At 62.5% G+C, this 21,937-nt stretch carries 20 protein-coding genes; 10 read left to right on the top strand and 10 right to left on the bottom strand.

From position 1 onward, the window contains the following. Positions 1 to 46: 46 nt before the first annotated feature. Positions 47 to 910 carry a glycerophosphodiester phosphodiesterase gene (locus EFD55_RS23370; RefSeq protein ID WP_125847867.1) on the top strand — a complete coding sequence of 288 codons (864 nt, stop codon included), beginning with the start codon at positions 47 to 49 and terminating at the stop codon, positions 908 to 910. Here EFD55_RS23370 and EFD55_RS23365 read toward each other — a convergent pair. The 8 genes from EFD55_RS23365 to EFD55_RS23330 all read right to left on the bottom strand — a co-directional run bounded on the left by EFD55_RS23365 (position 907) and on the right by EFD55_RS23330 (position 8,813). Continuing rightward, positions 907 to 1,731 (bottom strand): inositol monophosphatase family protein, encoded by an 825-nt coding sequence (locus EFD55_RS23365; protein ID WP_125847865.1) that lies wholly within the window; start codon positions 1,729 to 1,731, stop codon positions 907 to 909. The genes EFD55_RS23370 and EFD55_RS23365 overlap by 4 nt on opposite strands. Further along, entirely contained in the window at positions 1,731 to 2,735 is a 1,005-nt protein-coding gene (locus tag EFD55_RS23360) for a LacI family DNA-binding transcriptional regulator (protein ID WP_125847863.1), read from the bottom strand. Before EFD55_RS23360 ends, EFD55_RS23365 begins: the two co-directional genes overlap by 1 nt. Next, on the bottom strand, positions 2,725 to 3,498 hold the full coding sequence (locus tag EFD55_RS23355; RefSeq protein ID WP_125847861.1) for a glycerophosphodiester phosphodiesterase: 774 nt from the start codon (positions 3,496 to 3,498) through the stop codon (positions 2,725 to 2,727). Before EFD55_RS23355 ends, EFD55_RS23360 begins: the two co-directional genes overlap by 11 nt. Further along, positions 3,498 to 4,553, bottom strand: coding sequence for an ABC transporter ATP-binding protein (locus EFD55_RS23350; protein WP_125847859.1), 1,056 nt, complete (start codon positions 4,551 to 4,553; stop codon positions 3,498 to 3,500). Before EFD55_RS23350 ends, EFD55_RS23355 begins: the two co-directional genes overlap by 1 nt. Beyond that, positions 4,553 to 5,395: a carbohydrate ABC transporter permease gene (locus EFD55_RS23345; protein WP_125847857.1), complete on the bottom strand. Its 843-nt coding sequence runs from the start codon at positions 5,393 to 5,395 to the stop codon at positions 4,553 to 4,555. The genes EFD55_RS23350 and EFD55_RS23345 overlap by 1 nt, the downstream gene beginning before the upstream one ends. A 2-nt stretch (positions 5,396 to 5,397) precedes the next feature. Beyond that, the gene (locus EFD55_RS23340; RefSeq protein WP_125847855.1) at positions 5,398 to 6,699 is read right to left on the bottom strand and encodes a carbohydrate ABC transporter permease; all 1,302 of its coding nucleotides are present in this window, start codon (positions 6,697 to 6,699) and stop codon (positions 5,398 to 5,400) included. 63 nt (positions 6,700 to 6,762) lie between these two features. Continuing rightward, positions 6,763 to 8,109 (bottom strand): extracellular solute-binding protein, encoded by a 1,347-nt coding sequence (locus tag EFD55_RS23335; RefSeq protein WP_125847853.1) that lies wholly within the window; start codon positions 8,107 to 8,109, stop codon positions 6,763 to 6,765. A 479-nt stretch (positions 8,110 to 8,588) separates the two neighbouring features. Further along, positions 8,589 to 8,813, bottom strand: a complete 225-nt coding sequence (locus EFD55_RS23330; RefSeq protein WP_125847851.1) for a hypothetical protein — start codon at positions 8,811 to 8,813, stop codon at positions 8,589 to 8,591. Positions 8,814 to 9,082: 269 nt separating this feature from the next. On the opposite strand from EFD55_RS23330, the gene EFD55_RS23325 reads away from it, so the two are divergent. Further along, entirely contained in the window at positions 9,083 to 9,541 is a 459-nt protein-coding gene (locus tag EFD55_RS23325) for a YbaK/EbsC family protein (protein ID WP_125847849.1), read from the top strand. 84 nt (positions 9,542 to 9,625) lie between these two features. Continuing rightward, positions 9,626 to 10,630 carry a Tim44 domain-containing protein gene (locus EFD55_RS23320; RefSeq protein WP_125847847.1) on the top strand — a complete coding sequence of 335 codons (1,005 nt, stop codon included), beginning with the start codon at positions 9,626 to 9,628 and terminating at the stop codon, positions 10,628 to 10,630. A gap of 63 nt (positions 10,631 to 10,693) precedes the next feature. Here the strand turns inward: EFD55_RS23320 and EFD55_RS23315 are convergent, their stop codons facing one another. Beyond that, positions 10,694 to 11,725: a hydroxyacid dehydrogenase gene (locus tag EFD55_RS23315; protein ID WP_125847845.1), complete on the bottom strand. Its 1,032-nt coding sequence runs from the start codon at positions 11,723 to 11,725 to the stop codon at positions 10,694 to 10,696. A gap of 286 nt (positions 11,726 to 12,011) precedes the next feature. Between EFD55_RS23315 and EFD55_RS23310 the strand changes: the two genes are divergently transcribed. The 7 genes from EFD55_RS23310 (at position 12,012) to cydX (ending at position 19,859) form a co-directional block, all read left to right on the top strand. Further along, entirely contained in the window at positions 12,012 to 12,611 is a 600-nt protein-coding gene (locus EFD55_RS23310; RefSeq protein ID WP_125847842.1) for a HupE/UreJ family protein, read from the top strand. A 288-nt stretch (positions 12,612 to 12,899) separates the two neighbouring features. Then, positions 12,900 to 13,478 carry a GbsR/MarR family transcriptional regulator gene (locus tag EFD55_RS23305; RefSeq protein ID WP_125847840.1) on the top strand — a complete coding sequence of 193 codons (579 nt, stop codon included), beginning with the start codon at positions 12,900 to 12,902 and terminating at the stop codon, positions 13,476 to 13,478. A 4-nt stretch (positions 13,479 to 13,482) separates the two neighbouring features. Next, the gene (gene cydD, locus EFD55_RS23300; protein WP_125847838.1) at positions 13,483 to 15,213 is read left to right on the top strand and encodes a thiol reductant ABC exporter subunit CydD; all 1,731 of its coding nucleotides are present in this window, start codon (positions 13,483 to 13,485) and stop codon (positions 15,211 to 15,213) included. After that, positions 15,210 to 16,901: an amino acid ABC transporter ATP-binding/permease protein gene (locus EFD55_RS23295; RefSeq protein WP_125847836.1), complete on the top strand. Its 1,692-nt coding sequence runs from the start codon at positions 15,210 to 15,212 to the stop codon at positions 16,899 to 16,901. Before cydD ends, EFD55_RS23295 begins: the two co-directional genes overlap by 4 nt. An 80-nt stretch (positions 16,902 to 16,981) precedes the next feature. Beyond that, on the top strand, positions 16,982 to 18,562 hold the full coding sequence (locus EFD55_RS23290) for a cytochrome ubiquinol oxidase subunit I (protein WP_125847834.1): 1,581 nt from the start codon (positions 16,982 to 16,984) through the stop codon (positions 18,560 to 18,562). A gap of 6 nt (positions 18,563 to 18,568) precedes the next feature. Then, positions 18,569 to 19,723 (top strand): cytochrome d ubiquinol oxidase subunit II, encoded by a 1,155-nt coding sequence (cydB, locus tag EFD55_RS23285; protein WP_125847832.1) that lies wholly within the window; start codon positions 18,569 to 18,571, stop codon positions 19,721 to 19,723. A gap of 13 nt (positions 19,724 to 19,736) precedes the next feature. Further along, positions 19,737 to 19,859 (top strand): cytochrome bd-I oxidase subunit CydX, encoded by a 123-nt coding sequence (cydX, locus tag EFD55_RS23280; protein WP_125847830.1) that lies wholly within the window; start codon positions 19,737 to 19,739, stop codon positions 19,857 to 19,859. Positions 19,860 to 19,903: 44 nt separating this feature from the next. Here cydX and EFD55_RS23275 read toward each other — a convergent pair whose 3' ends face one another. Continuing rightward, the gene (locus tag EFD55_RS23275) at positions 19,904 to 21,907 is read right to left on the bottom strand and encodes an aldo/keto reductase (protein ID WP_125847829.1); all 2,004 of its coding nucleotides are present in this window, start codon (positions 21,905 to 21,907) and stop codon (positions 19,904 to 19,906) included. Between the last annotated feature and the right edge of the window lie 30 nt (positions 21,908 to 21,937).

Genomic DNA, 21,937 nt, shown 5'->3' with positions numbered 1-21,937 from the left:
ACGGCCCGTCAAGGCAGGAGAGTGGCATCATGGAGAGCTACTTGAGATGACGAGATTGCTGGATGCTCACGGCCTCGAGATTTTGCACGCGAGGCACCACACCCGCCTGAAATGGCACCGGCTGCGCAAGCGGTTTGCCGATCCGCTGTTTTCCGCCGAAGTGATGGCGGAGGGTTTTGCGGCTGGTGCATCGATGGAGCTCGATCTGCGGGTGCGTGCCGATGGCGGCTTCGTCGTGCTGCACGATAGGAAACTCGAAGGCGAAACGACGGGCCATGGACCGATCGCCGACAAGAGCATCGGTGACCTCAGGGGCGTGCTGATGAAGGACGGCGCCCGGCCGCTGATCCTTAGCGAGGATCTCGCCGCCATGATGCAGTCGACGCATCCGGCCGCACTGCTGCAATTCGACATGAAGGACGACTTTGAAGCGATCGGCGCCAAGGGCATTGAGCATCTTGCCGCGCATTTCCGGGATATCTCCGCCTCGGTGATCGTCAGCGGCGGCAGCCTCGACCTTATCGTCGCCGTCAAGGAGAAGCTGCCGCACCTGCAGCGCGGCATCGATCCCACGGACAAGCTTTACGATATCTGGAAGGCCAGCGGCTGGAACGCGGTCGAGACTGAGTTGCGCGCCGACCTCAGCGGCCCGACTGAGCCGGACACGATCTATCTCCACTGGCCACTGATCCTGAATGCCGCCAAAGAGGGGCTGGATATGATTGGGCTCTGCCAGGACCACGGCAAACGCGTCGATGCCTGGACCTTCACCCTGAAGAATCCGGAGACCGGCTTCAGCGAGGAGGAATGGCTGAATTTCTCGGCGCTGATGGCGCTCAAGCCGGACCAGATCACCACCGACGAGGCGCCGGCGACCGAACGCGCCTGGCGCAGGCGGACGGCAGATTAATCCGCGGAGCGCGCCAACCCCTCTACCTCGAGGATAAAGGCGAATTCGCCGGCAAGCCCGGGCGAATGGGCAATGACCGGCCCACCATCCGCAAGCAAACTGTCAACCGGGGGCATTGCCACCATTGCTCCCGCCTCTTCGGCGATCAGCGCGCCGGCGAGCATATCCCACGCGTTGAGATGGCGCTCGTAATAAAGGTCGGCCGTACCTTCGGCGACACGAACGAGATCGATGGCGGCCGCACCCATGCGGCGATAATCCATGCCGCGCTCGTGGAGCCGTTTGGAGAGCGCGAGATGATCGTCGAAACTCGTCTTGCGGGAATGACCGAGAATGACGAGCGCATTGGCCGGATCGGTTGTTGCGCCCGCATGAACCGGAAGCCCATCCTTGAAGGCGCCGCCGCCGCGCACGGCGTGGAAGACCTTGTCCTCGGCAGCGTCGTAGACGACGCCGATCTCGACCTTGCCGGCGACGACGAAGGCGATGGAGACGCCCCAGTGCCGGAAGCCCCTGATATAATTGGTCGTGCCGTCGATCGGATCGACGACCCACGTACCGGCTCCACCCGATCGCCCGCCGCTTTCTTCGCCCATGAAAGTATCTTCGGGAAAACGTGAGAGCAGCCCGTTGCGGATTGCTTCCTCGGCCCTTTTATCGGCAACTGTGACAAAATCCTGAAGCCCCTTGTTTTCGATGGCAAGCGTGCCGGGAGCGGACTCGCGCCGGAACCGTGCTGCCTCCCGCCCGACGTCGAGGGCAATGGCGATCGCGACCTCCGCCCGGGCGCGGATGGCGGCGGCATCGAATGGGGAGTTCATCAGGCAGTCCTTCTTTTGATCAATGTCACGGGCGTGAATTCGACACGCGCCATCAGGTCCGGTTCGGCCATGCGGCTTATCAGCAGGTCGACAGTCTGTTCGGCCTGGAGGTCGCAGGGCTGGCGAATGGTTGTCAGCTCATAGGCGCTCCAGCTCGCCTGCGGGATATCGTCATGGCCGATGATGGGAAGCGGTGGCGCATCCTCGCGGCCGCGGCCTTGCATGATGCGGTCAACGACGCCGCAGGCCATGTAGTCATTGGCGCAAAACAGCCCGTCGATGCCGGAGGCGGCAAGCTCGCCCGCCGCATCGTAGCCGCTCCGGTAGTCGTTGATTTTGACATGCAGAAACTCTGCTTCGACGCCAAGCTGCTTGCAGCGGGCGACGAAGGCCTCGCGGCGCCGGCGGGCCGTGTAAGATATGGCGGTTGCGGCCATGACGGCTGGCTTTCGCGCGCCGGCGTCGATCAGGTGGCTGGCGGCGAGATGGCCGGCCATGCGGTCGTCGGAGATGATGCGGTCGACGAAGGGGATGTCGTTGCCCTTGTTGATCAGCACGATCGGCACGCCTTCGGCGGCGCACTGCTCGCAGATCTCGGTCGGCGGCGCATCCGAGGTGACGATCACGCCCGATACGGCGTAATGCAGCAACTGACCGATGAAGGACGAGGTATCCGCCTCCTGTGAGGTCGGCAGCAGGATCGGGCGGAAATTGCGGGCGAGCAGCACCTTCGCCAGATGCTCGATCTGCAGCGTGCGAAACGGATTGTCGAGGCCGGCGGCAACGAGGCCGACGAGATCGGAGCGTTTGTTAGTGAGGCTTCGGGCAAGATAGTTCACCCGATAGCCGAGTTCCTTGGCGGCCTGATAGACTTTTTCGCGGGTCTTCGGGGAGACGCTGGCATCCGGCGTGAAGGCGCGCGACACCGCGGCGCGCGAGACGCCGGCCACGCGCGCCACGTCGAAGGAGGTTACCTTGCGGGGTCCCTTATCCCTATCTGCCAACTGCTTTTTCCCTCACCGCGGGCCCCCGCATCAGATCGGGCAGATCCGTGCAGATGCCAAGAACCGGAAGCTTCATGATGTCATTGAGAATGGTTTGCCGCTCCTCGTGCCAGAGCACGATTTCGCGGCCTGCCTCAAAGACGGGGCGCATGAGCGCCTCCGTCACCAGATCCTGCGGGCGTTCCCCTGCCCTCTCCCAGCAGAGATGCAGGATATCGGCGCCGGCCTCGTCGCCGAGGGCGTGCGGATCGTGGCCGACGCGGATCAGCACCGAGAGCGGGAAATCGCAGCCCGCGTCACGGAGTTCGCGCACCTGCGCCGTGTCGAAGGAACCAAGGCAGGCGAAACGCTGGTTCATCTCGGCAAGGTGGCGCCAGCAGAGCAAGCCGGTTCCGGGCGCCTTGAGCTCGACATAGAGGCCGGTTCCCGTCTTGCGGCCGAGAGCGGCGACCTCCGAAAAACTCGGCACGTCGACGCCGTCGAGGGCGGCGAGCTCAGCGGCCGTCATTTCGGAAATGCGGCGGTCGATGCCGAAGACCCGCTCGAGATGGTCGTCGTGCGAAACGACGACCACGCCGTCTTTGGTCAGTTGCGTGTCGAGCTCCCACATTTCGGCGCCGAGTTCGGCGGCGCGCCGGAATGCGGCGATCGTGTTCTCGCGTTCATGGCCGCTGGCGCCGCGATGGCCGATGCAGAAGGGCAACCGGCCCTTGGTTGCCGGCCAGCCATAACACTCGAAAAATGCGGAGAAATCGCGGCTCATCACAGCCTCCTGCCGTTTTCATCGAAGACGAACACGCCGCGGCTGTCGATCGCCCAGAAAACATCGTCGCCGACGTGGATATCGTTGCGCACCGGCTGGATCGAGCGCAACAGCGGCCCGCCTGATAGAAGCACGTCGTAGAGGTTTTCGCGGCCTTGCGTTTCGGCGAAGGTGACCTTGCCGGGAACGGCGATATCGCCCGCCGGGGTGAAATGTTCCGGGCGGACGCCGAGCATCAGTTTGGTGCCCTCGGCGACGGCGACAGTGTCAGGCAGCGGCACGCGGATCTCGCTTTCCGGGATGGTAAAAGCGCCCTTATCAAGGACGCCGCGCAGGAAGGTAATCGGTGGATTGCCGAGGAAGCCGGCGACGAAGGCGGTTTTCGGATCGTTGTACATCTCGGCCGGCGTGGCGATCTGGACGATTTCGCCTTCCTTCATGATGGCGATGCGGTCGCACATGCTCATCGCCTCCACCTGGTCATGGGTGACGAGGATGGCGGTGATGCCGGTTTCGCGCTGGATGCGGCGGATTTCCGAGCGCATTTCGAGGCGGAGCTTGGCGTCGAGATTGGCGAGCGGCTCGTCGAGAAGCAGCACGTCGGGTTTGCGGATCAATGCGCGCGCCAGCGCCACGCGCTGCTGCTGGCCGCCGGAAAGCTGCGCCGGCCGACGTTCCATGAGATTGCCGATCTGCACGAGGCCTGCGATGCGGTCAACCTCCTTGCGGATATCGGCGGTCGGCATGCCTTTCACCTTCAGCGGAAAGCCGATGTTTTCGGCAACCGTCATATGCGGATAGAGCGCGTAGGACTGGAAGACGACGCCGACGTTGCGAGCCTGGCTCGGCAGGTCGGTGACGTCGCGGTCGCCGAAGAGAATGCGCCCGCCTGTCGGCCTATGGATGCCACAGACCGCAAACAGTGTCGTCGACTTGCCGCAGCCGGAGGGGCCGAGAAGCGCCAGCATCTCGCCGTTACCGACTTCGAGCTGCATGTTCTCGATGACCTTGGTGGAGCCGAAGCTCTTCGAAAAATTGTCGAGAAGGATACGCATCAGCCTTTGTTCCCGCCGCCATAGATGTTCATGAGGTATTTGTTGAAGAGCGCGTAAGCGATCAGCACCGGAACGAGGTAGAAGAGGCCGACCGCCTTGAACATGTTGAAATCGTAATTGTTGTCGTCGGCGAGGAAGCCCGCGAGATAGACCGAAAGCACCTGCACCTCATTACCGGGCGCCAGCACCTGCGGCAGGATGAACTCGCCCCAGCCGGAGAGGAAGGAGAACAGGCCGAGCGCCATGATCCCGGGTTGGACCTGCGGCAGCACGAGGCTGCGCCAGACCCGGAAACGCGAGGCGCCATCGACGACACCGGCCATTTCGATTTCCCAGGGCACGGTGTCGTAGAAGCCCTTCATCAGCCAGATGCCGAGAGGCAGGTCGATCGCCGCCTTTACCAGGATGACGCCGATCAGCGAATTGTAGAGGCCGACCATCTGCAGCACGATGAAGATGGCGATGATCAGCGTCACCGACGGGAATGCATGCAGCACCATGACGCCGGCGAGGAAGAAGCCGCGCGCCGGCACGTTCAATCGCGAGAGAACGTAGCCCGCCATCGACGAGATGATGAGCACGAGACTGGTGGTGCAGGCCGAAAACAGCAGCGTGTTCACCGTCACCTGCCAGATGTTCGCCTTGCCCGCCGTCGTCTGCCACAGGAAGCGCCAGTGCTGGAGCGTCAGGCCGGAGGGCAGCAAGGCCTCCGGCTGCTTCACGGTCACGGTGTCGAGGAAGAGATAGACATACATCAGGAGCAGCGGGAGGCTAACGATGGTGAGCGCCGTCATAACGGGCCAGCTGCTGTAATTTGCCGAAGGCTGCGATCGTTCGGCCATGGTCAATCCTCGATCAGGGGCTTGGCGACAAGCGTGCCGTAGTTGAAGACGCGCAGATAGAGGAGCGACAGCGCCACGCCGATGACGACGAGCACGAGCGCCATGGCGGCACCCAGCCCGTATTCGAGATTGCCGGCGTAATTCCTGAGCGCTGTGTGATAGGCGGCGAGCGCCCAGACTTCGGTCGCGTTGCCCGGTCCGCCATTGGTGGCGAGCAGGATTTCATTGAAGGAGGCGAGCAGCGACAGCGTCTGATAGCAGGTGACGAAGAGGATCGGCCAACGCATCTGCGGCAGGATGATGTAGCGGATCTGCTGCCAGCGCGAGGCGCCGTCGACTTCGCTCGCATAGAACTGGCTCTTCGGAATGGCCTTCATCGCCGAGGAGAAGACCAGCATGCCCATCGAGGCGCCGATGAAGCCGTTGATCAGCACGACGAAGAACCAGGCATGATAGGCGGTGTCGAGCAGGTAGTTCTTCGGGGGATAGCCGAACTTGCCCATCAGGATCGAAATAAAGCCGGTATCCCAGGCAAGCCACTTCCACAGCATGACGTAGATGACGACGGGCGTAATGCGCGGCAGGAGCCAGATGCCGCGGAAGATCGAGGCTGGCGCCGGCGGCATGTAATGCGTCCAGATCGCAAGCAGCAGCGCATAGCCTACATTGAAGAGCGTCAACACCAGTGCGACATAGAGCGCGGTATTCAATAGCACGCGCGCCATGTCGGGCGAGGTGGCGATGCGCGAGAAATTGTCTGTTGTCCAGGTCCAGCCGGTATAGGTGGCCTTGGCGACTGTTTCCTTCTGTTCCGGCGTCAGCTTGAGGCCCAGCGTATCGAGAGCGGAAAAGAGCTGTTCCTTGCTGTCGAAGCGCGTGTTGACAACGGAGCGGTTGAACTGTTCGGAAATCTGCTTGACGTCGCGTGTCGAAGGCCGTTCGGCAAGATCCTTGATCATGCGCTCGGCATCGCGGCGCGTCGGAAAGACCTCGCCATTGTGTTTGGCGCGCAATTCCCCAGCGATGCCAGGCGCCAGCCCAAGGCCCTCGACGGCCTTGAGGCCGGTCTCGTCGATCGCATAGCGCGGTTCGGCCAATTCGGCGGCGATGTCGGGCATCACCGATTTCAGCGTGATCAGCGAATTAGGGGCGATCTGGTAGACCCCGCCTGATATGCCGGTCGCCGTCGTCATGCTGGTCATCGAGAAGACCGCCGTCAGAACGACCGGCAGCAGAAAGAAGAGAATGATCATGATCGCGGCAGGCGCGATCATCACCAGTCCGAGCGCTCTGGACGATTTCATGGAAGCCTCCTCGCGGACCGACCGGGCAGCGGGATTGCCGCCGCCCGGAAAAGTGCTTCGATCTTAACGGATGACGATCTTGTCGCCGAGCGTGCTCTTCAGCTCGCTCTCGGCATCGCCGATGGCGGCGTCGACGGTCTTGTCACCGGTCCAGGATGACTGGAGGTTCTTCCACATGATGTTCCAATAGGTGCCGAAATCGGAATTGTTCGGCATCGCACTGGCATGCGGCAGCAGGCGTTCGGTGGCTTCGCGGGTCCAGCGGTCGGCCGAGTAGAAATCGACTTCCGCTTCCGCCTCGGAAATGCCGAGATGGGCGGATTTGACCGCATGCAGCGCGTTGATGCGCGGCTCGGAGGCGATCGTGATCAGCTGGGCGGCGATATCGGTATCCTCCTTGTCGTGACCGGCGGTCAGGAGGTAGACGAGCGGGTGGGTCAGCGTGTTGGCCTTGCCGCCTTCGCCGGCCGGGATCAGCGTGAAGATCACGTTGCCGAAGAAGTCCTTGAGACCTTCCTGGTTGACGAGGCGGGCATAGTGCCAGGTGCCGCCGTCCCAGATGCCGGCCTTGCCGGTGGCGACTTCCTTCCACCACTGATCGCCCGGCATGCCGATATGGTTCTTCTTGGTGACACCTGCCTTAACGGCGTCGGCGAAGAACTGATAGGTGCGGGTCATGGCGGCCTTGTCGAAAACGAGCTTGCCGTTTTCTTCCATCGTGCCGCCGAAGCTGGTGTAGAACTGCCAATAGTCAGGGCCGTTGCTGGTGCGCGGATAGAAGCCGTAGCCCGGCTGGACGAGGCCCTTGTCCTGCATCTTCTTGGCGTCTTCGAGCAGGTTCTTCATGGTGTATTTGCCGTCCTGAACGCTCTGCGGCAGCGCGTCCAGATCGGCATCGCTGTAGCCGATCGCCTTCATATACGGCTTCCAGAAGAACATCGGGCGGGATTCGGCGTCCTGCGGAATGCCGTAGACGGTGCCGTTGTAGGAGGCGATCTTCAGCAGGTTCTCGTAGATGCCGTTGAGCGGCCAGGAGTCGAGATCGACGTAGTCCTCGATCGGAACGATGAGGCCGGCCTGCGACCACGGCGCAATGTCTTCATGGCCGCTGACGACGATATTCGGGGCGGTCTTGGCTTCGGCGGCAAGGGTCAGCGCCTGCTTGAAGTCGTCCCAGCCGGAATAGGCCTTCTTCTCGACGGTGATTTTCAGGTCTTCGCCCTTGAGGGCGGCTTGGCGCTGCAATTGCTGGGCGGCGATCTCGATGGCGTCGAGACGATAGACGTCGTTCGGGCCGGTGCCGCCGGCCCAGACGCTGATGTGAACGTCCTTGGCGAGTGCAAGAGCGGACGTCGAAGCCAGGATGGCGGCTGCGACGGTAAGGGATTTCAATGTCGGCAAAATGGTCATCTTCTTCGTCTCCCTGGAAGAGCGGTGTGAGGCCTCTTGGCGGGTCATCACCGGTATTGACGACCGTTCCGAAGACCCCGCGAAAACGTGGCGTATCTCGCTCTAGGGGGTGAACGTAACGACCGAGTGACAAAATTGAGCACGTGTGCAAAATTATTATGACGATGTTCTCGGCATGGTCAATTGCCGATGCAGCTGATGGCAATCTGAAGGCCTGAATGAGGTGCCCCTTGCCTCCGTTTTCCCAATCAGCTATTGGTAGTGCAGGAACAAACCAACAATGGAGGCGTGCAATGACAGATATTTCTTCGTCCAACGCCTCTTTGGCATAGGCTTCCGAAGCTCCCTACCCTCGATCATATCCGAGACCTTTCAAGCTTCACCATCCGAAGACGGCACGCGTTTCGCACGCAGCCTCTGCGCACGGCGACGTCCGCGCGACATGGCGCTGCGCTCTTCAGGTTTGAAAGAAGGGCGGTTCAGAATTCTGACCGCGATTGATCATGAACAATCAGCACCCCGGCGAGAGCCTGGCGACATCCATGAGCGAGCTTTGCTCGCGATTTAGCTTTCGAGAAATTCTCCTCGCAATCATCATTGCCCGGTGGAAACGACGTCGCATGGTGAACAGCTTCGACGCCTTTCCATCGTGGCTGCGGTGCGACCTCGCTTTGTCCGATGAATAGATCGGCGTCGTCGCTCATATTGGGGGAATATCCGGCCGGGGTGGCTTCAAGGCAAGACCATCCCGGCCGGCTCCGCCATGAAGGCAGATGATCTCCGGTCATGCCATTACGATCTCTGCATCGGCCACGGGATCCCTCTTTCAGATGGAATCCAAACCCACCATCGCTAAGCGACCGAGCCATGCTTTGATTGAAATATCTGGAACTTTAAGTTACTGAGTTAAACTTGGATTTCCGTATCCATCGCATCATCCATCCTCCGATCATCGTTTTTGCGCGTTCATCTCATGAGCCTTCAATCCGTCCGCGCCTTCCTCAGCACCCACGCACCCGATATCGAAATCATCGAAACCGCCGCGAGCTCCTCGACGGTGGCGCTTGCCGCCGAAGCGCATGGCGTCGAGCCCGCCCAGATCGCCAAGACGATTTGTCTGCGCGTCGGCGATCAGACGATGCTGGTCGTTGCATGCGGCACGGCGCGGCTCGACAACCGCAAGTTCAAGGATACGTTCGGCGGCAAGGGGCGCATGCTCGATGCGGAGGAAGTCGTGGCTGTCACGAGCCATCCGGTCGGCGGCGTCTGCCCGTTCGGCCTGCCCGCGCCGTTGCCCGTCTATTGCGATATCTCGCTCAAACGCTTCGATGAGGTCGTGCCGGCGGCCGGTTCGACGAATTCGGCCGTGCGTATCGCCACCGGACGGCTGGCCCAACTGACAGGCGCCAGCTGGGTCGACGTCTGTCAGTAAAGGGGCCGGAGAGCTTCACATGGCGGAAAGAGTACCTATATTGGATCTCGACATGCCGTGATTGCGCATGACAGGAGATCAGGAATGCCGAGTGCCGTTTCGCGTTTTGCCAAGATTGCGGCGATAGCCGTACTGACGAGCGCTACCGTTTTTGCCACCATCAGCGATGCCGATGCGCGCCGCGCCGGCAGCTTCGGTGGATTCGGAAGCCGCGGCACGCGTACTTTCAGCGCGCCTCCGGTCACCAGCACGGCACCTGCCCCGGTAGCCCCGATCGAACGCTCGATGACGCCGCGCCCGCAGACAACCGCACCCTATAACGCGCAGCAGCCCGGCTATGCCCAGCGTCCCGGCCTCTTCGGCGGCTTCGGCCGTTCGATGATCGGCGGCCTGATCGCCGGCGGCCTTCTCGGCATGCTGCTCGGTCATGGTTTTGGCGGCGGCTTCGGCTTCCTCGGCATGCTGCTGCAGATCGCCCTGATCGGCGGCGCCATCATGCTTGCCATGCGGTATTTCGCCAGCCGCCGCCAGCCTTCCTACGGCGTTGGCGGCCAGGGCCGCTCCTACGGGCAGTCCTACAACATGTCGCCCGCGAGCAATTCATCCTTCCAGATCCCGGCGATCGGTTCGGGTTTCGGCCGGCAGTCGAGCGTCAACCGCCCGAGCGACGAGATCGGGCTGGCGCAGGCCGACCTCGACCAGTTCGAGGAGCTGCTGACAAAGGTACAGACCGCTTATGGCGCGGAGGATTATGGTACTTTGCGCCGGCTGACGACGCCTGAGGCAATGTCCTATCTTGCCGAGGAACTCGGCGAAAACGCCACCAATGGCGTGCGCAACCGCGTCTCGGACGTCAAGCTGCTGCAGGGCGATATTGCCGAAGCCTGGCGCGAAGACGGCCAGGAATATGCGACGCTTGCCATGCGCTATTCATCGATCGACGCCATGGTCGAACGTGACAGCGGCCGCGTCGTCTCTGGAGATGACCGCCGTCCGAGCGAAAGCACCGAGGTCTGGACTTTCGTGCGCAGGCCCGGCGCCGACTGGAAGCTCGCCGCGATCCAGGGCACCGAGCAACGCGCCGCCTAGCACCTTCCCGTATCGGGTAAATCAACCGGCCCAGAACCGCCATGCGGTTCTGGGCCATCTGTTTCAGTTCACCGCGACCGGCTTGGAGCGCATGCGGGAAACGGTCTCGCGTTCCGCCCGCTTGCAGCGCATCGGCGGCAGGCCGCGGTCCATCAGGTCCATATCCTCGAGCACCATGTCGCCCATCTTCTTGAAGGCGCTGTCGAGCGCTCCGGCCCGGTGCGCCGAGCGGAGGAAGCCTTTCAGGCTGCGCACCGGATGGTTGGACGGCAGTGGCTCCTCAGGGTAGACGTCGCTCGCCGCAACGATATGGCCCGACGCGACGGCAGCCATCAACGCATCGAAATCGACGACATCGGCGCGGCTGAGCAGAATGAAGGCCGCCCCCCTGCGCATGCTGGCGAAGGCCTCAGTGCCGAGAAATCCCTTGTTTTCGCTGGTGACGGCTGCGACGACGAAGATGAAATCGCTCTTCGTCAGTACATCCTCCAGGCTTGCCGGCTCGACGCCGTTTTCCTCGAGGATCGAGCGCGGCAGCCAGGGATCGAACACCCTGATGTGCGCCCTGAAACCGGAAAGCACCCGGCGCAGCGCCCGGCCGAGATCGCCGAAGCCGACAATACCGATCTCGGAGCCGGCGATCAGGCGCGCACTCGCATTGCCCTCCCCGCCCCAGAATTCATTGCCCTGCCGGAAAGCGACATCCGCATCGACGATGCCGCGCGCCAACGCAAGCGCAAAGCCGAGGCCGATTTCGGCGACCGGCTCGGCAAACACCTGGCCTGTCGTCACGACATGGATACCGCGCTCAAAGAGCACCTCGTAAGGCATATTGTTGAGAAGATTGCTTTCGACGTTGAGGATCGAGCGCAAGGCCGGCATTCTGGCGAGCGTTTCCGCCGAAAGCGGCGGCTGGCCGATGATGTAGCGCGCGTGGCCGAGGATATCGTCGCCGAGGCCGGCGATATTGTCGGGATCGGCTTCGACGATCTCGTATTTCGCATGCAGTTCAGCGCGCGCCTTGTCGCTGAAGATCAGATCGAGCGTGCGCGGCTCGGGCGCGCTGATCGCCAGCGGCCGTTTGATATTCGTCATGGGCCTCTCCTCCATCGCGGCGGTCTGCGCCGTCTCGGCTCAGCGATTGATAGCTTTTGTGCGGGATGCTTTCCAGCTCAATGGTCCTTCGATGCGTCGATATCAATATGGCGACGCTGTCGAAAGTGGCATTTGCCTATCAGATAAGCAATTGAATTGCCTTGGTATTTCTGAGGGTTTTCGTTGACGGCGCAAACGCCTTGAACTAGCTTGTGCGCGCGACTTTGAACTATGCCTGGTGTTCGGCCGCCGCAGCATATCGAAAAACTCACGAGGGGATCGAACAATGAAATCAGCACTCAAGAGCGGCCTGCTTGCTTTGGCTGCCATAGCGCTCCCGGCCGCAGCCTCCGCCCATCCCGCCATCGGCGAAGCGGCGGGTTTCAGCCATGGTTTTGCCCATCCGATATCAGGTCTCGATCATATCCTCGCCATGGTGATGGTCGGCGTTTTCGCATTTCAGCTCGGCGGTCGCGCCACATGGCTCGTGCCGGCGACCTTCGTTCTGGTAATGGCGCTCGGTGGTGCCCTCGGCGTTGCCGGCATCAACGTTCCCTTCGTTGAAATCGGCATCGCGCTTTCCGTCGTCGTGCTCGGCGCCGTTGTTGCGTTCAATGTCAAGGCGCCGCTTGCGGCAGCGCTCGGCGTTGTCGGCCTCTTCGCCATCTTTCACGGCCATGCGCACGGCGCCGAAATGCCGGAGAATGCGACCGGCGCAGCCTATGCTGCCGGTTTCATGATCGCCACCGCATTGCTGCACGTCGCCGGCCTCGCTCTTGGCTATGTCGTCGGCCGTGCCGGTGAACGGCAAGGTGCCTTCGTGACGCGTGCGGCCGGCGGCATTGCCGCCTTATCAGGCATCGTCATCCTGGCCGGCTTGATCTGACCCTGGCGGCGTTCCAGCCGCCGTCAACAGCACCGAGACATCACAATCCAATCATGACGCCCGGCATGTGCGACGCATTGCCGGGCGTTTCCGCATCATCGCTGCAAAGTCGCGTGGACTTGATCCAAATCAAATCCGGCCGTGCCGTGTCGGGCTATATCGTGACGCACGATCAACGAACGGACATCCAAATTGACGCAGGGTCGCCTTGCCGATTGTCGGCGGGGTGCGAAAGTCTGTACAGTAATTTCAGAAATTTCTGAAATCACTGACGCAACGGAAACAGCAATGAATCTCCCGCCTCTAGTCCAATCCTTCGTTCTCCATTTCGGCGAAATGGGCTCTCGCTGGGGGATCAACCGCACAGTCGGCCAGATCTATGCCCTGCTTTTCGTCTCTCCCGCGCCGCTCTGCGCCGAGGAGATCGCCGATTCCCTCAGCATCTCGCGCTCCAATGTTTCGATGAGCCTGCGCGAATTGCAGGCATGGAACCTCGTCCTTCTCAAGCACAAGCCGGACGATCGCCGCGATTTCTTCACGACGCCCGACGATGTCTGGCAGATTTTGAGGACACTGGCAGAGGAACGAAAGAAGCGCGAGGTCGATCCGACGCTTTCCGTCCTGCGCGAAATCCTGATGCAGCGGCCGGCGAGCGATGCCGAACGTTACGCGCAGGAGCGTATGAGCGACATGCATACGCTGATCGAACAGCTGACGCATTGGTATGAAGACGTAAAACAACTTGAAACGGAAAGGCTCGCGACGCTACTCTCGCTGGGTGCGAAAGTGACCAAGCTTCTGGAGGCCAAGGACCGGGTCGTCTCTCTCGGCCGGAGCCGCCGGCCGAATCCTGCGAACAAGAGTTAGCGCCATGGGCACTGCTTTCTTCGACGCGACAGACAAGCCCGAAGCACGGCCGCCGAATGGCGAGGTCACTTCGTCCCGCGGTGACGCGACAAAAGGCCGCCTGCGCAGGGCGGCATTGCTGCAGGCATTGGCTGCTACCATATGGATCCCGCAGGCCGGGTTGCTGGCCGTTTCGGTCGGCCGTATCGCCGATGGCGGCGGGCTGCATGACGTTCTCTGGCCGGCCCTGGGCATCCTCGTCCTCGGATTGGCAAGAAGCTGTCTCGACGCGGCTGGCGGTCGCCTGGCCTTTCATGCCGCGCGCGCCGAACTCAGCCGCAGGCGCGAGATTGCCATAGCCGCTCTTTCCCTATCGTCGCCGGTCGATCGCGGCCGGCCCGCCTCCGGCAAAGCCGCAAGCATCATTGGCGAGCAGGCGGAACTCGTCGTGCCCTATCTCGCTCGTTTCCATCCCGCGCGGATGAAGGCGAGCCTCGTGCCGCTCGTCATCCTTGCCTTCATCCTTCCCGTCTCCTGGATTGCTGCGCTGGTTCTGCTGTTTGCCGCACCGCTGATCCCTGTTTTCATGGCGCTGATCGGCTGGCGCGCCCAGGCGGCCAGCGAAAAACAGCTCGTCGCGACCGGCGGCCTCAACGGCTTCCTGCTCGACCGCCTGCGTGGACTGGCGACGATCCGCGCGCTCAACGCAGTGGATGCGACCGCCCTCAGGCTGCGAGAGGAGGCGGAGTCGCTGCGCAAACGCACCATGGCGGTGCTGAAGATCGCGTTTCTCTCTTCTGCCGTGCTCGAACTCTTTGCCGCGCTCGGCGTGGCAATGATTGCCGTCTATGTCGGTTTCAGCCTGCTCGGCGAAATCCGCTTCGGCACTTGGGTTGGCCGGCTCGATTTGACCGAGGGACTGTTCATCCTGCTGCTGGCGCCGGCTTTCTTCGAGCCGCTGCGCGAGCTTTCGGCGGTCTGGCACGATCGGGCGGCCGGTGAAGCGGCGCTGAAAGCGCTGGACGCCCTTGCCGTCGGCAGCCTGCCCATCCGGGGATCGGCTGAACCGGCTGTTCCCGCCGGCACCGAGGCGCCGGATATCCGCCTTGAAAATCTCGCCTTTCGTTATGGCGCCGACGAGCCGTTGATCCTTGGTGGGTTCAATCTCGATGTCGCCGCCGGCGAACATCTGGCGCTCCTCGGCGCCAGCGGTTCCGGCAAGTCGACGCTTCTTTCGCTGATGTCGGGGTTGGCGCCCTGCACCGATGGCCGCATCGTCATCGGCGGCGTCGAACTAACGGATGAGACGGCGGCCAGCCTGCGTGGCGGCATGGCGTGGATCGGCCAGAACCCGCATATTTTCGCTGGCACCGTCGCGGGCAATATCGCGCTTGGAAGGCCCGGAATTCTGCGTGCCGAAGTCGCTGAAGCCCTTGATGCCGCCAGACTCCGAAAGGTTGCAGATGCCTATGGCAACCGGCCGCTCGGCGAAGGTGGAATCGGGCTTTCCGGCGGTGAGGCGCTCCGGCTGGCGATCGCGCGCGCGGCCTGCAATCCGCATCTGAAGGTGATCCTTGCCGACGAGCCGACCGCGCATCTCGACGCCGCCACCGCGGCTGAAGTGACCGAGAGCCTGCTTTCGCTCGCGCGGGGTCGAACCCTCGTCGTCGCGACCCACGATCCGCTGCTTGCCGCCCGCATGCATCGCACCATGCGTATCGACGCCGGTCTCATCCTGAGGGAGGCGGCCGAATGAGCGGATTTATAGCGGATATCAGGCCGATCCTGCACCTATTCCTCGCCGAGCGCCGGCGCGCGCTGCTGCTCGGCGCGGTGCTTTCGGCGGCGACGGTGACGGCGGGTATCGCGCTGCTCGGCCTCTCCGGCTGGTTCATCACCGCCACTTCGCTTGCCGGGCTTTCGGCCGCAGCCGCCGTCACCTTCGACGTCTTTGCGCCGGCAGCCGGCATTCGCCTGCTCGCCATCGTCAGGACAGCGGCACGCTATGGTGAAAGGCTTGCAACCCATGACGCAACGCTTGGCGTGCTTGCCGCCCTTCGCGAAAGGCTGTTTCGCGGCTTTGCCGAACGGGGTGCTGCCCGCACGCTACTGCGTCGTCCCGCAAGGCTCCTCTTCCGGCTGACGGCCGATATCGATGCGCTCGACTCCCTCTATCTCCGTATTCTCGTGCCGGCCGCGGTGGCGATCGGCGCGGCATTGGCCGCAAGCGTCGCGCTGGGGCTGATGCATCCCCAGTTCGGCCTGTGCTTTGGCCTCTTCCTCGCCATTGCCGGCCTCGGCCTGCCACTGATCGCAGCTCGGGCGGCGCGCAAACATGCCCGCAGACGCGCCCACGGCATTGAAGCGCTGCGGTCGCGGACGATCGATCTCGTCGCCGGCCAGACCGACCTGCTGATGGCCGGCCGCCTTGCCGCGCAAAGGAGCGCAATCGCCATGGCCGACAGCTACGCCGCCTGTGCCGACGACCGGTTGAACCGCGTCGAAACCGGGCTGACATTCGGCTTTGGCCTTGTTTCCACCCTCCTGTTGACGGGTTCGCTGCTTGCCGTCGCAGCCCTTGCGGAAACAATGGTGATTACCGCGCCTGTCGCAGCACTCGGGCTGCTCGTCGCCTTCGCGGCGGTCGAACCCTTCGCGGCGCTACGCCGCGGCGCCCTGGAACTCGGGCGAACGCTATTGGCGGCAAAGCGCACTGCGCCGCGGCTCGCCGCCGTGGCGGCACCCGAGCCGTTGGCGGCGCCGCGGCCGGGATATGCTTTTTCTCTGGCCGACGTGTCCGCCTTCCATGAAAATTCCACCGCGCCGGCGCTCGAAGGCATCGACCTCGAGCTCAAGAAGGGTGAACGCCTGGCCGTCGTCGGCAGCAGCGGCGCCGGTAAGTCGAGCCTGCTTGCCCTGCTTTCCGGCGAGTTGTCGGCAAGGACGGGAGGCGTTGCCGCAGTGCCGTCGACCCTGCTGACGCAGCGGACGGAACTCTTCGAGGACAATCTGAGCGGCAACCTGAGGCTGGCGAATCCTGATGCAGGCGAGGTCCGTCTCCGTGAAGCGCTCGCCGCCGCCGGTCTGCTTGCCGATATAGAGGCGATGCCGCGGGGGATCGACACAAGGCTCGGCGAAGGTGGTCTCGGCCTTTCCGGCGGCCAGTCGCGCCGGCTGGCGCTTGCCCGGCTCTTTCTGCGCGACACGCCGCTCTGGCTGCTCGACGAGCCGACCGAGGGCCTCGATGGCGCCACCGCCCGCGATGTGCTCAGCCGTCTATCGGCAATGGCGGCAGGCCGCTCGCTTGTCATCGCCACGCATATCCGCCGGGAGGCTGCGATCGCCGATCGCATCGCCATCATCGAAGGCGGCCGCATCACACAAGTTTCGCGCCGGGGAGAGGCGGCGTTCGAAAAGGCGCTCGACCGGCTTCGGCCGGACTGAGCCGTGCATTTGCATGCCCTCAGGAGCCAACCGGCGCTCGAGGAACGTTCTGTACCCCGTGGGACCGTGGGAGAAAGACAATGGAACTAGATATCGTAGCACTTTCGCGCTTCCAATTCGCATTGACGGCGCTTTACCACTTCCTGTTCGTGCCTCTGACGCTCGGCCTGTCCGTGCTCCTGGCGATCATGGAAACCGTTTATGTCATGACCGGCCGCCAGATCTGGCGGCAGATGACGAAATTCTGGGGCACGCTGTTCGGCATCAATTTCGTGCTCGGCGTTGCCACAGGCATCGTCATGGAATTCCAGTTCGGGATGAACTGGAGCTATTACAGCTACTATGTCGGTGACATCTTCGGCGCGCCGCTGGCGATCGAAGGCCTGATGGCCTTCTTCCTCGAGGCGACCTTCGTCGGGCTGTTCTTCTTCGGCTGGGACAAGATGTCGAAGGTCGGCCATCTCGTCGCCACCTGGGCGGTAGCGCTCGGCTCGAATTTTTCCGCGCTCTGGATCCTGATCGCCAATGGCTGGATGCAGAACCCTGTGGGATCGGCGCTCAATCCGCAGACGATGCGCATGGAGATCACGAGCTTTTTCGACGTGGTCTTCAATCCCGTCGCCCAAGCCAAATTCGTCCACACGGTGTCGGCGGGTTATGTCTGCGCCTCGGTTTTCGTGCTCGGCGTCTCGGCCTGGTATGTGCTGAAAGGCCGGCATATCGAGCTTGCCAAGCGCTCGATGACCGTGGCCGCCTCCTTCGGTCTTGCCTCGGCGCTCTCGGTCGTCGTGCTTGGCGACGAGAGCGGTTATCTCGCCACCGAAAACCAGAAGATGAAGCTTGCCGCCATCGAAGGCATGTGGAAGACGGAACCGGCGCCGGCGGCCTTCACCGCTTTCGGCTTTCCCGACCAGGAAGCGCGTGAAACGCATTTCGCCGTCCATATTCCCTGGGTCATGGGCCTGATCGGCACGCGGTCGCTGACGACTGAGATCCCTGGTATCGACAAGCTTGAGCAGCAGGCCGAAACCCGAATCCGCGACGGCATCAAGGCTTATGATGCGCTGATGCAGATCCGCGCCGCGCCGGCACAGGATCAGGTTGCGCAGGGAGTGCGCACTTCCTTCGAGGATCTCGGCCATGATCTCGGTTATGCTCTTCTTCTGAAGCGCTACGTCGACGACCCGCGCCAGGCGTCCGATGAGCAGATCGTCCAGGCCGCGCGCGATACGATCCCGCATGTGCCGACGCTCTTCTGGTCCTTCCGCATCATGGTCGGCCTCGGCATGTTCTTCATCCTGCTGATGACGACCTTCTTCTGGCTGTCGGCGCGACGCCAGCTCGACAAATTCCCGCTGCTCCTGAGGATCGCCGTCCTTGCTATTCCGCTGCCCTGGGTCGCCATCGAATTCGGCTGGGTCGTCGCCGAATTCGGCCGTCAGCCGTGGGTGATCGAAGGCGTGCTGCCGACGGCGGCAGCCGTCTCCAGTCTCGGCGCCAGCACCGTGCTTTTGACGATCATCGGTTTTGCCGCACTCTACACGGTGCTGATCGTCATCGAGATGAGCCTGATGATCAAGGCGATCAGGCAGGGACCGGAACCGGACGACGAGCCGGAAGCCCATCTCATTTCCGAAACCCTCGTCCCGGCCGCGGAGTGAACCGTCATGATCCTTCACGAACTCATCGACTATGAAACCCTACGCGTCATCTGGTGGCTGCTGCTCGGCGTTCTGCTGATCGCCTTTGCCACGACGGGTGGCTTCGACCTCGGCGTCGGTGCGCTTCTGCCTTTCGTCGCCAGGACCGATACGGAACGGCGGGTGACGATCAACACCATCGGCGCCACCTGGGAAGGCAACCAGGTCTGGCTGATCCTCGGCGGCGGCGCCATCTTCGCCGCCTGGCCGCCGCTTTATGCCGTCTCCTTCTCGGGCTTCTATCTGGCCATGTTTGCGATTCTTTTCGCTCTCATCCTGCGCCCGGTCGGCTTCAAATACCGGTCGAAGCGGGAGAGCGCCAATTGGCGCAACGGCTGGGACTGGGCACTCTTCATCGGCGGTTTCGTGCCGTCCCTGATCTTTGGCGTTGCCGTCGGCAACGTGCTGCAGGGCGTGCCTTTCCGATTTGCCGACGATATGCGGATATTTTACGAAGGCTCGTTCTTTGCCCTGCTCAACCCCTATGCGCTGCTCTGCGGCCTGCTTTCCCTCGCCATGCTGGTGATGCATGGTGCGGCTTGGCTGGTGTTGAAGTCGAGCGGCCCGGTTGCGGAACGGGCCAGAAGCTATGGCAGCATCGCCGCCCTTGCCGCGATCGTGCTCTTTGCCCTCGGCGGGCTCTTCCTGTGGATCGGCGTCGACGGCTACCGCATCACCAGCGACATCAGCCCGATCGGGCCTTCCAACCCGCTGTTGAAGACCGTGGCGATCGAAAAAGGCGCATGGCTTGCCAATTACGGCGCCCATTCGTGGATGATCGTCGCGCCCGTCCTCGGCTTTGCCGGCGCGGCCTTGGCCTTCATCGCCATGCGGGCAAGGCGCGAGGTGATGACGCTGCTCTTCAGCAAACTCGCAATCTTCGGGATTATCTCGACGGTCGGCCTCTCGATGTTCCCGTTCATCTTGCCCTCCTCGCTCGACCCGCGATCGAGCCTGACGGTCTGGGATGCGTCGTCGAGCCACCAGACGCTGTTCATCATGCTGGTTGTCTCAGCGATTTTCCTGCCGATGATCTTCGCCTACACGGCCTGGGTCTACAAGGTTCTGTGGGGAAAGGTCGACGAGAAATCCATCACCGACAAAAACAGCCACGCCTACTGAGGGAGACGAAACAATGTGGTATTTTGCATGGATCCTCGGCCTGCCGCTGGCAGCAGCCTTCGCTGTCCTCAACGCCATGTGGTATGAGCTGATGGATGACGCAGCCAGAAACAAGGCCTCCGAAACGCGCAAGTAGATATGAGAAGGGCGCGGTTCGAAACGCGCCCTCTCTCTTTTCCGTCAGCCTTCCAGCCACTTCACCTGATCGGGTGTCAGCTGGATGTCGAGCGCCGAGAGGCTGTCCTCCAGCTCGGCGACGGTGCGTGGCCCGATCAGCGGAATGACCGGGAAAGGCTGGGCGATCACATAGGCAAGTGCGATGTGGATCGGGTTGCGACCGAGCTTGTTGGCAAGCTCGATGGCGCGGTCGCGGCGTCCGAAATTGCGTTCGGAATACCAGACCCGAACGATCTCCTCATCGTCCCTCTTGTCGCGGCCGGCCCGATCGGTAAAGAAGCCGCGGCCCTGGCTCGACCAGGCAAAGTTCGGAATTTGCTTCTCATTCAGCCACTTCTTCCAGTCGTCATCGGAAGCGGCGACGCAGCCGGCCCAGATCGGGTCGAGCATCTCGGCAAGCGAGAAGTTGTTGGAGAGCGCCGCCGGCGCCGCCTTGCCTGATTTTTCGGCATAGGCGATCGCCTCGTCGAAACGCGCGCGCGTCCAGTTCGAGCCGCCGAAGATGCCGCGGATGCGGCCGCGTTTGACTTCGGCATCCATGGCATCGACGAACTCGCCGACAGGCACGTCGGTATTGTCGCGGTGCATGAAATAGACGTCGACATAGTCGGTCTTCAGCCGCGCGAGCGACTGGTCGAGCTGCTTTGCGATCATGTCGGGATAGCAGAGCGGCGAATGCGCGCCCTTGCCGATCAGCACGATCTCCTCGCGCGGCACCTTGCGGCTCGTGTGCCAGTCGCCGAAGATCGTCTCCGTCTTGCCGCCGCCATAGACATAGGCGGTGTCGAAGGCATTGCCCCCGGCCTCGTAGAAGGCATCAAGCGTCAGCGAGGCAGAGGCGAAATTCGGGAAGAACTCGAAGCCGAGTGTGACCACCGAGGCCGGCTTGGAAATACCGGGAATCTGACGCCGCGGAATGCTGCTGCCGCGCGTCACTGTGCCGCCGGCGATGTTCTTCGTGCGCTTGTCTGCTTTCTCGACACCGTATTCAAGGCCGATCGAGGCGCGCCACTGGTCGAGCACGCGCAGGTTTGCGATCGAATCCGCCCAGCTCATGCCGGGAGAGCTGAACTCGGTTCTGCCGGCGCGAATGGCGTCGCCCGCAGAGTCCGCCTCGAAGGAGTAGAGCCAGCGGTCTTCCCTGAGCTCGATCGTTTCCTGTTTGCCGCCCTTGAAGATCTCAATCTTGCCGACGCCGCCCTTGTGGCCGGAGGCGAACCAGAAGTCAGCGACCTCGATGCGGCCCTCGGAGCCGATGATGCGCAACACATTGTCCTGCTGCGCCATGATCGAGCAGGAGACTTCGGCGATGATCTCGTTCGGGAACTTGAGAACGGCGGATGCCCATTCATCGACGCCGCTCTGGCCAAGATGGGCGACGCCCGAAACCTTCTCCGGGTCGAGGAAGGCTTTGCCGTCCGCCGCACCGGCGATCAGTCTGGCCATCGAGACCGGATAACCGCCGACATCGAGAATTCCGCCGCCGGCTGTCTCATTGGCGAAAAGCCGGTGTTCCGGCTTGAAGCTGCCCATGTTGAAGCCGAAGCTGGAGCGGATGATCCGGACAGTGCCGATCACGCCGCTCTTGATGAGCTCGACCAGCTTCTCCGTCTGCGGATGCACGCGGTACATGAAGGCCTCGCCGGCAAAGACGCCGGCCTTCTTCGCTTCGTAATAGACGGCTTCGGCGTCATAGGCCGAAAGTGCGATCGGCTTTTCGATGAGGATATGCTTGCCGGCGCGTGCGGCCTTGATCGCCCACTCGGCATGGCCGGTGTGAGGAGTTGAGATATAGACCGCGTCGATTTCCTTGTCGGCGAGCAGCGCCTCGTAACCGTTGACGATGCGGGCGCCGGGGAAGTTTTCCTGAAGCCCCGGCTTCTCGGGATTGCGCGTGGCGATCGCCACAAGTTTGCCGGTGCGCGAATGGGCGACGCCGTCGGCAAAGGTACGAGCGATGGTGCCGGGGCCGATGATGCCCCAGCGGATCAGTTGATCGGAAGTCATGGAAAGTCCTCTTTCGTCTTTCTGCCTTGG

The sequence above is a fragment of the Rhizobium pisi genome, assembly GCF_003938655.1.
In the GTDB taxonomy this organism is placed as follows: Bacteria; Pseudomonadota; Alphaproteobacteria; order Rhizobiales; family Rhizobiaceae; genus Rhizobium; species Rhizobium pisi.
Note: the sequence above shows the minus strand (reverse complement) of the source record. Positions and strands in the feature narration are given on the sequence as shown.